Origin of the sequence: Streptomyces sp. PsTaAH-124 (genome assembly GCF_000373685.1) — a bacterium.
Classification (GTDB): domain Bacteria; phylum Actinomycetota; class Actinomycetes; order Streptomycetales; family Streptomycetaceae; genus Streptomyces; species Streptomyces andamanensis.
This window is the reverse complement of sequence record NZ_KB892191.1, coordinates 144,026-155,433: the sequence shown is the minus strand read 5'-3', so window position 1 is coordinate 155,433 and position 11,408 is coordinate 144,026. Positions and strand designations below refer to the sequence as shown.

Here is an 11,408-nt window from a genome sequence, read left to right as displayed (position 1 = left end):
GGCCCGCTCCGACCACGCGGGACCGGCGCACCCCCGTGTCCGGCCGCCCCGGGCCCGGTTCGCGTGCCACCCGGGTCCGCTGCGCGCCGGTCGGCGGCCGCGCCGTGCCACCCGGACGGCGGCCGCCGTCCCCGCCAGGCGAGCGGATCCTTCCGGCGCCGGCCGGATCGTGCGGGATTCCGGCGCCGCGGGCGTTCATCGCGGCGCGCTACCCGGCGCCCCGGTGTGCCGCGCGCCGTGGGCCGTGCTTCCCGCACGGCACGGCACACGCCCGGCACACGGCTCGTACACGCGAGGAGGACGTCATGGTCGACACCCCGGACAAGACGCTCGACGGCAAGGTCGCCTTCGTCGGCGGCGCGTCGCGCAACCTCGGCGGACTGATCAGCACGACCCTGGGGGCCGAGGGCGCCCGGGTGGCCGTGCACTACAACAGCGACTCCTCCCGGGCCAAGGCCGAGGACGTGGTCGCCCGGATCGAGGCGGGCCCCGGTGAGGCGTTCGCGGTCCAGGCCGACCTGACCCGGGGCGACGAGGTCGAGCGGGTCTTCCAGCAGGTCGTGGACCGGTTCGGCCGGCTGGACCTCAGCATCAACACCGCCGGGGCGGTCCTGAAGAAGCCGCTGGCCGAGATCACGGAGGAGGAGTACGACCGGCTGTTCGCGGTCAACTCCAAGGCCGCGTTCCTCGTGATGCGCGAGGCCGCCCGCCGGATCGAGGACGGCGGCAAGATCATCACCGTCGTCACCTCCCTGCTGGCCGCCTACACCGGCCTCTACGCGGGCTACGCCGGGAGCAAGGCGCCCGTGGAGCACTTCACCCGCGCCCTGTCGAAGGAGCTGTTCGGGCGGAACATCTCGGTCAACAACATCGCGCCGGGCCCCATGGACACCTCGTTCTTCTACCCGGCCGAGGACGACGACTCCGTGGCGTACCACAAGTCGTCGGCGATGAACGGCGAGCTCACGAAGATCGAGGACATCGTCCCGTGGGTGCGCCATCTGCTCACCGACGGCTGGTGGGCCAACGGCCAGACACTCTTCCTCAACGGCGGCTACACCACACGCTGACGGCGGGCGGCCGGGCCCGCGACGGTCCTGTGCGCGATCAGCACGGCGGTACCCCCGCCCGCGTCGGTGAGCGTGGTCGTCGGCGTCACGGTGCCGCGCGACGCGGAGCCGTCCGTCTCGAACTCCGCCTCCTCGACCACCTGTTCGCCCGGTACGCGTCGTACGAAGCGGCCGTGGTACGTGTCGGTACGCGGAGCCGACGCCCCCTCGCCCGCTCCGGGGCCGTCGGCCGACGGTCCCGGAGCGGGATCACATCCCCCGGTGCACGATGTGCCCGCCGGTCACCGTGAGCCGCACGGGTGCCTCGGCGACCTCGTCGCCCGGTGCCTCCACGGGGTCCAGGCCCAGTGCGGTCAGGTCGGCCCGGAACCCCTCGCGGATCCGCCCGGCGCGGGCCTGCTCCCCGGCGGCGACGGCCGCGTGGGTGGTGCAGCCCTCCAGGGCCATGAGACCGGTGAGCCCGGCGCGCGCCGAGGCCGCTCCCCGGGGGGCCCGCGCGGTGGCCAGGACGGCGCGGACGTCGTGGTGGGCGACGGGCCAGTCCGAGCCGAGCGCGACGACCGCGCCCGCGTCGCGCAGGTCGCGCAGCCGCCAGGCCCGCAGCGCGCGTGCCTCGCCCAGCCGCAGGGACCACTCGTCGGAGTGGTCGGCGCGGGTGTACGCGGTGTGCGGGGGCTGCATGGAGGCGATCACGCCGAGCCGGGCGAAGCGCGCGAGAGTGCCGTCCGGGACCGACTCTATGTGTTCGACCCGGTGGCGGAGGCGGGCGCCCGCGCCCAGTGTCTCCACGGTGTCCAGGACATGCCGCACCGCCGCGTCCCCGATGGTGTGCGTCGCGGTGCGCACCCCGGCCCGGTCCAGGTAGCGCACGGCGTCGCTGTAGGCGGCCGGGTCCGGCCAGAACGCCTCGGTGCCCTGCCCGTGGCAGTCGGGGTGCTCCAGCCAGGCCGTGCCACCCTCGACGGTGCCGTCCATGAAGAACTTCACCCCGGCGATCTCCCAGTGCCGCCCGCCCCGGCCCTGGAGCGCGACCAGTTCCGCCGGCTCCCGCTGCCCGGCGCCCGGCATGCACCACGGCGCGAAGCGCAGCCGCAGCGGCAGCACGGTGTCCTCGGCGACCTCGCCGACCAGGTCGGGGTCGCCGAGGTCCATGACATGGGCGCCGGTCAGCCCGGTGGCCGCCATGGCGGACAGCAGTTCGACCAGTCGGGCGCGCCGCGCGGCCTTCGACGGCTTGGGCATGACCGCGGTGACCAGGTCCATCGCGGCGTGCTCGACCAGATGCCCGGTCAGGCGCCCGTCGGGGTCCGTGGCGAGGTGGGCGCGCTGGGCGAAGGCGCGCGGGCCGGTGACGCCCGCCGCCTCCAGCGCCGCCCCGCCGGCCAGGGCCGAGTGCGCGTCGTACAGCCGCAGGAAGGCCGGCGCGCCGTCCAGGACGTCCTCGATCAGCGCGCGGTCCACGGGCCTGCCGCCGAACACGTTGTGGTCCAGGCCGAAGCCGACGACCCAGCCCTCCACGCGCTCCGCGCGGGCGAGCGCCGCCCGCAGTCCGCCGAGGTCGCGGACCGCCGACAGATCGGTGCCGGTGGTCATCTCCAGGCCCATCACGGGGTGGCTGTGGCAGTCCACCAGGCCGGGTACGACATGCGCGCCCGCCAGGTCGACGACCTCGGTGGCGGGGCCCCGCCAGTCGCGTACGTCGGTGTCGTCGCCGACGGCGGCGATCAGGCCGTCGCGGACGGCGACCGCGGTGGCGTGCGGACGCCCGGGGTCGAGGGTGCGGACCCGGGCACCCGTGAGGACGAGGTCGGCGGTGGGCATGCGGAGGACTCCTCGGTCGGTGGAACGGCGGTGCGGTGGAGCGGAGTTGAGACTGACGGGGGACGGGGGACGGGGGAGCGGGCGGGCTCAGGGGGCGGCGGCCGCTCCGGTGTCGTCGGCCGGTTCGGCGGCGAACCGCTCGTAGACGCCGGGCCGGTGGCGGCGCAGCCAGCGGGCGAGCGGGAAACCGGCGAGGAAGATGAGCGGGACCACCGCCACCAGCGCGGTGTTCACCGCCGCCGACGCCCCGGTGAACAGGTCGAGATGGGTGACGACCAGCACGATCGCGGCGGACAGGAGCACCGCGGCGGTGACGGGCGCGACCACCGTGCGCAGCACACCCTCGTGGTGGCTGACACGCCGGAAGTACAGCGGCACGGCCAGCGCGGCGAGCAGTTGCAGCACCAGCAGCCCCAGCATGCCGGGGGTGTTCACCCACAGCAGCAGTTGCTGGTAGGGGTCCGCTCCGGCGGCGGCGAAGGCGAGCACCACGGCCGCGCCCAGCACGGTCTGGGCGATCCCGGTGACGTAGGGGGAGCGGTGGCGCGGATGGACGCGGGCCAGCGCCCGGGGGAGCACGCCCTCCTCGGCGAGGGCGAGGCCGTAGCGGTTGATCGCGTTGTGGAAGGCGAGCAGCGAGGCCAGGACGCTGGTGACGATGAGGACGTGCATGGTGTCGGCGGCCCAGCCGCCCACGTAGGTGCTGATCGCGGAGAAGAACAGCCCGGCCGGGTCGTCGCCCGCGGCCCGCACCACCTCGGCGTCGCCGAACGCCTGGATCGCGATCCACACGACGAACGCGTAGAACAGGCCGAGGAAGCCGACGGCGAGATAGGTCGCGCGCGGCACCGTGCGTGCCGGGTCGCGGGCCTCGCGGCGGTAGATGACGGTCGACTCGAAACCGGTGAACGCGGCGAACGCGAAGGCCAGCACCGCCGCCATGCCGGGCACCAGCACATGGGACGGGGCGAAGGAGGACGCCGACAGGCCGTGCGCCCCGCCCCTGAGGAGGACACCGGCGGCGAGCAGCACGAGGATGCCGGTCTCGGCGGCGAGCAGGACGCCGAGGACCTTGGCGCCGAAGTCGATGGAGCGGTAGCCGCCGTAGCCGATGAGCAGCAGCCCGGCGAGCGAGACGGGCAGCCAGGGCACATGGGCGCCGGACAGGGCGTGCACGGTGTCCTGCGTGGCGGTGCCGAGCAGCCCGTAGACGCCGATCTCCATGCCGTTGTAGCCGAGCAGGGCGAGCAGCGCGGCCCCGATGCCGACGCGCCTGCCGAGCCCGCGGGTGATGTACGCGTAGAAGGCGCCGGCGCCCCGGACGTGGCGGCTCATGGCGGTGAAGCCGACGGCGAAGACGGCCAGGGTGAGCCCGGCGAGCAGATAGCCGACCGGGGCGCCGACGCCGCCGAGCAGGATGGCGAGCGGGGCGACCCCGGCCATGACCGTGAGCGGAGCGGCGGCGGAGACCACGAAGAAGGCGATGTCGCTGGTGCCCAGCGTGCCGGGACGCAGGGTGGGCGCGCCGGGCGCGTCGGCGCCCGGGTCGCTGTGGCGGGGGCTTGGGGTGGTGACGGGCATGGGCGTGGAGCCCTTCTGGCGGCGGGCGGCGAGGAGGGGGGAGGGCAGGCGCGTGGGATCTCCGGAGCCCGTAAATCTAAAGGCTTTCGGTTTCCGCAATGTAACCTTCCGTTCGAACGGATGGGAAGACCCCCGAGGGAGGAACCACGACATGGGGCGCCCGCGCACGGCCCTGCTCGACCGGGAACGCATCACCACGACGGCACTCGGACTCCTGGACGCCCAGGGCGAGTTCAGCGTCCCGCAGATCGCGCGGCGGCTGGGGGTGCAGACCGGCTCGGTGTACCACCACGTGGACGGCCGGGACGGCATCGTGGAACTGGTCCGGGAGCGGATCAGCGAGGCCATCGACACCGCGCCGCTGGACACGCGCCCCTGGGACGTCGCCCTGGCGGGCTGGGCCCGCTCCTACCGCGCCGCCTTCGCCGCGCACCCGCGCGCCATCCCGCTGCTGATGACGCACCCGGTGCGGGCCCCGCGCGTCCTGGAGCAGTACGAGCGGGCCGTCGCCCTGCTGCTGGAGGCGGGCTTCGCCACGGCCGACGTCATGCGCGTCATCACCGCCCTGGAGAACGCCGTCCTCGGCTCGGCGCTCGACCTGGCCGCTCCGGAGGCCATGTGGGAGGTCACCGACGCCGCCGCCACCCCACGGCTGGCCGAGGCCCTGGACGCGGTCCGCGGCAACCGCGCCGACCAGGCCTTCGAACTGGCCCTGGAGGGCGTGCTCGACGCCGCCCGGCGGCTCCCGGAGCGGTGAGCCCGCGCCGCCTCCCGCCGCTCGGGACGGCCGCCGTCCCGCTCACGCCCGCTGCGGCGGCCCGGACGGCACGCCGGTGGCCCTGAGCAGCAGCAGCGTCGTGTCGTCGGCGCCCTGGCGGTGGCCCTGCAACAAGGTCTCGGCGACCTCGTCCAGCGGCGTACCGGGCCGCCCGGCGGCGGCCAGGCGGCCGGCGAGCCCGGACAGCACCCGCTCCGGGTCGGAGCCGGGCACGTCCGTGAGACCGTCGGTGTACAGGGCGAGCACCGCGCCCTCGGGCAGGCACAGCCGCAGATGCGGATAGGCCGCCGCCGGATCGATGCCCAGCAGCAGTCCGCCCGGCGCGTCCAGGGCCTCCACCCGCCCGTCCGGATGGCGCAGCAGCGGATGCGGATGCCCGGCGCGCGCCAGGACCAGGCGGTGGCGGCGCGGATCGAGGCGGAGGAACACGGCGCTGGCCAGCAGTTCCGTGTCGAGCGCCGTCAGCAGCCGGTTGGTGAGGCCGAGGACCCGGCGCGGATCGGCGCCGCCCGCCGCGTGCGCCCGGACCGCGGTACGGATCTGGCCCATGAGCGCGGCGGCCGGACCGTTGTGCCCCTGGATGTCGCCGATGACGGCGGCGGCCCGGTGGTGGCCGAGGGTGATCAGGTCGTAGAAGTCGCCGCAGACGGTCATGCCCTCGGCCGCGGGCAGATAGCGCACGGCGGTCTCCAGACCGTGGATGCGCGGCAGCCGCCGGGGCAGCAGCGCGTCCTGGAGATCGCGGGCCAGGCCGCTGGCGGTGTCGTACCGGCGGGCCCGCGCCAGCGCCTGCGCGATCAGCCCGGCCAGGGCCGTGAGCGTGGCGCGCTCCTCCGGCGCGAACCGGCGCGGCCGGTCGTACGACAGGACGCACGCGCCGACCTCGCGGTCCGGCGTCAGCAGCGGCAGCACCGCCCAGGCGGCGCCGGGCGCGAGCGCGGCGTGCCGCGGATAGCGGCGGGCGATGTCCCGGCGGGTCTCCAGGAAGAGCGGTGTCCCCGTGGCCAGGGCCCGGGTGCCGGGCGTCTCCGCGTCCGCCGCGGGGCGGTCGATACGGTCCAGGGCACCGGGCGGATACCCGTGCGCGCCGACCACCCGCAGCCGCCCGTCCCCCTCCAGCGCCAGCAGCACCGCGCGGGCGGCGCCGAAGACGGGCAGCATCTCCTCGGCGACCAGCCGCACCACGTCCCGCACCCCGGTGGCGTCGGCCAGCGCGCCCACCAGGTGCAGCACGTGGTAGACGCCCGCCAGCCGGTCCGGCGCCCGCGGCCGCAGTTGCTCGAAGGGCTGCGGCGGCCGGGGCTCGGGCGGCCGGGGTTCCGGGCCGGTCTCCGTGACGCGCGCCGTGATGCCGGAGGCGTCCGGATACAGCTGGAAGCGCAGCCACCGGTCCGGGGGACGCAGCACCGTGAACGCGGCCGGCTGCCGGCTCATCGCCGCAGCCCGGTACCACTCCTCGTACACCGGATGGTCCAGCCACGGCAGCGCCCGCCACACCACCCGGCCCACCAGCTCCGCGGCCGGCAGACCCAGCAGGGCCGCCGCCGCGGGCGTGGCGAGCGTGATCCGGCCGTCGGCGTCCAGCGCGCACACCCCCTCCGGCAGCCGCGCCAGCGCCGAACCCTCCGGCAGCGGGCCCGCCGGGGGCGCGGTGCCCGGCAGGACCAGGGGACCGGCCGACGGCCGCACCGGCGCTCCGGCGGCCCCGGCGTGCGCGGCGACCCGGGCGAGCGCCGAGGCCGCGGCCAGCAGCCGTTCGCGCTCGGCGGCGCTCAGCCGCCGCTCACGCGAACCCGCCCAGTTCACGAACAGGCCGCCGTGCACCTCGCGGCCCACGAGGAGCGGGCGGCAGGCGAACGCCAGCGGGTACGGCATGATCAGCGCCGTCCGCGGATAGCGCAGGGCCATCTCCTGCGCGCCGTCCACCCACACCAGCTTCCGCTCGCGCACCGCCTCGGCCACCCCGACCGGGGCGTCCAGCCGGATCCGGCGCCAGGGTCCCGCGAACTGCGGCGGCAGACCGGTGTAGACGGCCAGTTCCAGTGCCTCACCGGCCGCGTCCAGCAGATACACCCCGCCGCCGTACGCGCCGAGCCCCGCCACCGCCCCCGTCAGGCACACGCCCAGCTCGTGCAGCACCGCGCGGTCCCCGCCCGCGGCGCGGGAGTGCTCCGGCTCCGTGTCCGGAGCACCGCGTACAGCGGAGTCATCGCACATAGGCACCACCCTGCGGGCCGCCGTGGACCGCTCGGGTCCGGGCCGCGACCGGTCGCCGGGGGCCGGGTGCGCCCGGCTCCCGACTCCCACTATTCCACCAGACATCCGGACGGACGGCCCGGCCTCCGGGCCCGGGCACCGCCCGCCCCGGCGCCCGGCGCGCCCGCTACCCTGGCGGCATGGAAGCGATCCTGGTCAGCGCGTGTCTGCGCGGGGTGCCCTGCCGGTTCGACGGACGGCACAAGGCGTCGGCCGCGCTCGCGGAGGCGGTGGCCGGGCGGGAGGTCGTCCCCTTCTGCCCGGAGGTCGCGGGCGGGCTCGCCACCCCGCGCCGCCCGGCGGAACTGGTGGGCGGCGACGGGCACGACGTGCTCGACGGGACGGCGCGGGTCGTGGACGACACCGGGCAGGACGTCACGGAGCAGTTCGTGGCCGGTGCCCGCCGGGCCCTCGCGGTCGCCCGGCGCACCGGCTGCGGCGAGGCGCTGCTGATGCCGCGCAGCCCCTCGTGCGGACGCGGCACCGTCCACGACGGTTCGTTCACCGGGGAACTGGTGCCCGGGGACGGGGTCACGGCCGCGCTGCTGGAACGCGCCGGGATCACCGTGCGGCCCGCGCCCGGGGTCTGACCCCGCCCGCACGGACGGCGGCCCGCGCGCGGACACGGCGGCGGTGGCCCGCACCCGCCGTCGCGGGTGCGGGCCACCGGGCGGTACCGCGGGGTGCGCCGGGTCAGCAGACCGTCGTGAAGGTGGGCACCTGGGCCGCGGCCCGCGGGATACACGGGGTGTCCTCCTCGGCGGCGATCTCCTGGGGCAGGCGCTGCAACTCGTCGAGGTCGTGGGTCATCTGCGATCTCCTCTCGTGAGTACCCCGGACTCCCCGGGCGGGAGCGGGGTGTCGCACGGTCCGCGCCCTGGCGCGCGCACCGCGGTCGAAGGGGCTGCCCGGGGCGGATCCGGCAGCCAGAGGCGCGGCCCGCCGTGCAGCAGCCGCAGCAGGAAGCCGAGGACCCCGCCGAGACCGGTGTGGTGGCCGGTGCTCACCTCGCGCAGGGTGTCGTCGGCCGGGAGGAGCAGTCCGCCCCGCAGCGCCGTACGGCTCAGGACCGCCTCGACGGCGTCGTGCGCGCGCCCGCGGTGCCGGTCCTCGCCCGTGGCGTCCGCCAGGTCGAGCAGCAGTTCCGCGTTGCCCGCGACGCCGTGGCAGGAGGAGGGCGGCAGCAGTCGGCGGTCGGCGTGCACCGCCTCGGCGGCGCCCCGCGCCGCCCGCAGGTACCGGTCCTCGCCGGTGGCCTGCCACAGCCGGAGCAGGAGGACGCCGACACCGGAGGCACCGCTGCACCAGTTGGTCAGGGGCACGGTGTCGTCCGGGCCCGCCGTCCAGCGCAGCGCGCCGCGGTCCTCGACGGCGGCCGCCGTCAGCGTGTCCCCGGCCCGCACCGCCGCCTCCAGGTACCGGTCCTCGCCGGTGGCCCGCGCCGCCTCCAGCAGGAACGTGCCGATGCCCGCCGTGCCGTGCGCGAACCCGTGGTGGACCACGGGCCGGGCCGCCGGACCGTCCTCGGAGGGCACCGTCCAGCGCGGTCCCGAAGGGCCGTCCGCGGCGGCGGCGAGGATCCCCTCGGCGCAGCGCGCGATCCGCTCCCGGAAGCGCTCGTCCCCCGTGCGCGCCAGGAAGTACGCCTGGGCGAGCCCGGCACCGGCCGTCCCGTGCACCACGTCCGGGACCGGTCCGGTGACCGGGACGCGCAGCGCCGTGTCCCGGGCCGCCGCCACCAGCTCGCCGTCGCCCAGCAGCAGCCCGGCGTTCAGCAGTGCCCAGGCGGTGCCGGAGCGCCCGAAGTGCAGTCCGGGCAGCAGTCGGGGCTCGCGCGCCGCGCGCCGCAGCGTCCGGTCCGCCACGGTGCGCACGGCCGCGCGCAGCCGCTCGTCCCCGGGCCGGGCCCGTGCGGCAAAGGCCAGCACCCCCAGCAGCCCGGCGGAGCCGTAGTAGAGGTTGCAGGGGTCGGTGGTGGCGGCGAACCCCTCGGCGGGCCAGAGCCGTTCGGGATCGTCCGGGCGCAGGGTGTCCAGCAGATGGCGCAGTCCGTCGCGCAGCAGGCGTTCGGCGTCCGCGCCGGGGGTGGCGGCCGGTCCGTGCGGGGCGCGCACGCGCCGGGGACCGGCCGGGTGCGCCGCCGGGCCGTCGGTGAGGAAGGCCCGCGCCCGCCGGAGGGACCAGCGGCGCTCCGGCTCCTCGTGCAGCAGCCCGAGGACGAGCGGGGCCAGGCGGCGCGCGGTCGCGCTGTGCCGGGCGACGGCGGCGAGGCGGCCCGCCAGCCGCACCCGCGCGGACCGCACGGGCGGCAGATCGGGCGCCAGCAGGGGTTCCGTGCCCGTCGCCAGCAGGAAGAGCACGGCGCCCAGCGCGTACAGGTCGGCCGCGGGGGCGGGCAGCGCGCGGCAGCCGGGGCGCGGGTCCAACTGCTCCGGGGCGCCGTAGCCGTGGGTGCCGCCGCCCGGCGCGGGGTGACCGGCGCGGGTCGCCAGCTCCAGGTCGACCAGGCGCAGTCGGCCGTCCGGCGCGACGAAAACGTTGTCAGGGGTCAGATCGCGCAGCACCACGCCGTGCGCGTGGACGCGGGCCAGTACGTCCGTCAGCCGCCGGGCCAGGTCCAGCACCGCCTCCCACGGCGGCGCCGCGCCCCCGCTCCTGGCGCGCAGGTTCCACAGCCGCAGCGGGACGCCCTCCAGGAACTCCTCCACCAGGAACACATGGCCGTCCTCGGGCAGGAAGGCGACCTTGCGCGGGGCCAGGCCGAGCGGCGCGAGCAGGTCGAGCATCTCGCCCTCGTTGCGCAGCAGATCGCGTACGTCCGTGCCGAGCGGGGTCGCGTCGATGTGCGCCCGGCCCTGCTTGACGACGACCTCGGCGCCCGTGAGCCGGTCGGTCGCCCGGAAGACACCGCCCTTGGTGCTGTGCCGCAGCGCCCGCCGCACGACGAACCGGTCGCCGATCACCACGGACGGGGGCCGCGCCGGACGGACGGAGGACGCCTTCGGGGGAGCGTCCGTCCGCGCGGACCGGTCGGCGTCCGCCGCCCGGCCGGCCGCGGCGGCCTCCTCGAAGGGGTCGGGAATTCCGGCGGGGGGCGTGTACCAGGGCTCGCGGACGTCGGGCACCCGCCGCCCGGCGGCATCGACGACGGTCGGCCGGTAGACACCGTTGTCACCGAGGACCCGGGCGGCCCGGAACCCGCCGTACCGGTAGTGCACCAGGCTGCCCGGCCGGAAGGGCCGGTCCGAGAGGATCCGGGGACCGGGCAGCCTGGCGGTCGCCTCGTGCAGCTCGGCCGCCAGCGCGGCCAGGTCCCGGCCGCCGTCCGGATAGACGGTGATGAATTTTCCCGCCGAAGCCCGGTCGTATTGCCGGGACACCAATTCTCGAACCCGTTCCGCGGAAGCCGCGACTTTGAAAGCGATGCCGTGCGGGACCAGTATTCCGGCGACTTTCCCAAGGATTTCCGCGGCACCGGCCGGTGTGGCCGACACATGGATTTTCCAGCCTTGTCCGGGAAGCTCTGCGCCGACCGGTTCCGCCTGGCACCACAGGTCGTCCCGGGTGATCCGCCACGTGCGGCCGCCGGTGGCAGGCTCCTGCGTGAACGGCGTGAGGACGGCGACGGGGTCGAAGAGGGATGCCGGACGGTCCGCCCGCGGTGGGTGTCCCGAGACCTGGTCCACCATGTCCGACGTCACCCCGCAGCCTCCGAGTCCGGTGTTTCCCGTAGGTGGAACGCTGCTGCGATCATCACCGTCCGGAGGGGCGCGGAAACCATATGACCATGCAAAGAAAGGGCAAATCCAAAAAGCGGGAACTGTCTTGTCGCGGAAAAGACCGATGGTGCCGTAATTTCCCAATTTGGTGGAGCGATCGGCGTATCACCGTGTCGTGAGGAT

8 protein-coding genes are annotated in these 11,408 nt (G+C 75.9%); 3 read left to right on the top strand and 5 right to left on the bottom strand.

Annotation, left to right across the window (positions count from 1 at the left end; translation table 11 throughout):
* Nucleotides 1-305: 305 nt before the first annotated feature.
* Nucleotides 306-1,070 (top strand): SDR family oxidoreductase, encoded by a 765-nt coding sequence (locus B086_RS0128285; RefSeq protein ID WP_018569804.1) that lies wholly within the window; start codon nucleotides 306-308, stop codon nucleotides 1,068-1,070.
* Here the strand turns inward: B086_RS0128285 and B086_RS43780 are convergent.
* From B086_RS43780 to B086_RS0128270, 3 genes are all read right to left on the bottom strand, one after another.
* Nucleotides 1,055-1,210 carry a hypothetical protein gene (locus B086_RS43780; protein WP_018569803.1) on the bottom strand — a complete coding sequence of 52 codons (156 nt, stop codon included), beginning with the start codon at nucleotides 1,208-1,210 and terminating at the stop codon, nucleotides 1,055-1,057. The genes B086_RS0128285 and B086_RS43780 overlap by 16 nt on opposite strands.
* Before the next feature lie 109 nt (nucleotides 1,211-1,319).
* Nucleotides 1,320-2,891, bottom strand: a complete 1,572-nt coding sequence (locus tag B086_RS0128275) for an amidohydrolase (protein WP_018569802.1) — start codon at nucleotides 2,889-2,891, stop codon at nucleotides 1,320-1,322.
* A gap of 87 nt (nucleotides 2,892-2,978) precedes the next feature.
* Nucleotides 2,979-4,472 (bottom strand): APC family permease, encoded by a 1,494-nt coding sequence (locus B086_RS0128270; RefSeq protein WP_018569801.1) that lies wholly within the window; start codon nucleotides 4,470-4,472, stop codon nucleotides 2,979-2,981.
* Nucleotides 4,473-4,623: 151 nt separating this feature from the next.
* Between B086_RS0128270 and B086_RS0128265 the strand changes: the two genes are divergently transcribed.
* A complete protein-coding gene (locus tag B086_RS0128265) occupies nucleotides 4,624-5,229 on the top strand; it encodes a TetR/AcrR family transcriptional regulator C-terminal domain-containing protein (RefSeq protein WP_018569800.1) in 606 nt (201 codons plus the stop codon).
* Nucleotides 5,230-5,271: 42 nt separating this feature from the next.
* On the opposite strand, the gene B086_RS0128260 is transcribed toward B086_RS0128265, so the two are convergent.
* Nucleotides 5,272-7,467 carry a SpoIIE family protein phosphatase gene (locus tag B086_RS0128260; protein WP_018569799.1) on the bottom strand — a complete coding sequence of 732 codons (2,196 nt, stop codon included), beginning with the start codon at nucleotides 7,465-7,467 and terminating at the stop codon, nucleotides 5,272-5,274.
* A 179-nt stretch (nucleotides 7,468-7,646) separates the two neighbouring features.
* On the opposite strand from B086_RS0128260, the gene B086_RS0128255 reads away from it, so the two are divergent.
* The gene (locus tag B086_RS0128255) at nucleotides 7,647-8,096 is read left to right on the top strand and encodes a DUF523 domain-containing protein (protein WP_026252849.1); all 450 of its coding nucleotides are present in this window, start codon (nucleotides 7,647-7,649) and stop codon (nucleotides 8,094-8,096) included.
* Between the two features lie 216 nt (nucleotides 8,097-8,312).
* Here B086_RS0128255 and lanL read toward each other — a convergent pair whose 3' ends face one another.
* Nucleotides 8,313-11,195 carry a class IV lanthionine synthetase LanL gene (gene lanL, locus B086_RS41040; protein ID WP_199790790.1) on the bottom strand — a complete coding sequence of 961 codons (2,883 nt, stop codon included), beginning with the start codon at nucleotides 11,193-11,195 and terminating at the stop codon, nucleotides 8,313-8,315.
* Between the last annotated feature and the right edge of the window lie 213 nt (nucleotides 11,196-11,408).

Bases quoted from the DNA above. Each gene is read 5' to 3' on its own strand.
- B086_RS0128270 (WP_018569801.1), bottom strand. From the start codon at position 4,472: ATGCCCGTCACCACCCCAAGCCCCCGCCACAGCGACCCGGGCGCCGAC.
- B086_RS0128275 (WP_018569802.1), bottom strand. From the start codon at position 2,891: ATGCCCACCGCCGACCTCGTCCTCACGGGTGCCCGGGTCCGCACCCTC.
- B086_RS0128260 (WP_018569799.1), bottom strand. From the start codon at position 7,467: ATGTGCGATGACTCCGCTGTACGCGGTGCTCCGGACACGGAGCCGGAG.
- B086_RS0128255 (WP_026252849.1), top strand. From the start codon at position 7,647: ATGGAAGCGATCCTGGTCAGCGCGTGTCTGCGCGGGGTGCCCTGCCGG.
- lanL (WP_199790790.1), bottom strand. From the start codon at position 11,195: ATGGTGGACCAGGTCTCGGGACACCCACCGCGGGCGGACCGTCCGGCA.
- B086_RS0128265 (WP_018569800.1), top strand. From the start codon at position 4,624: ATGGGGCGCCCGCGCACGGCCCTGCTCGACCGGGAACGCATCACCACG.
- B086_RS0128285 (WP_018569804.1), top strand. From the start codon at position 306: ATGGTCGACACCCCGGACAAGACGCTCGACGGCAAGGTCGCCTTCGTC.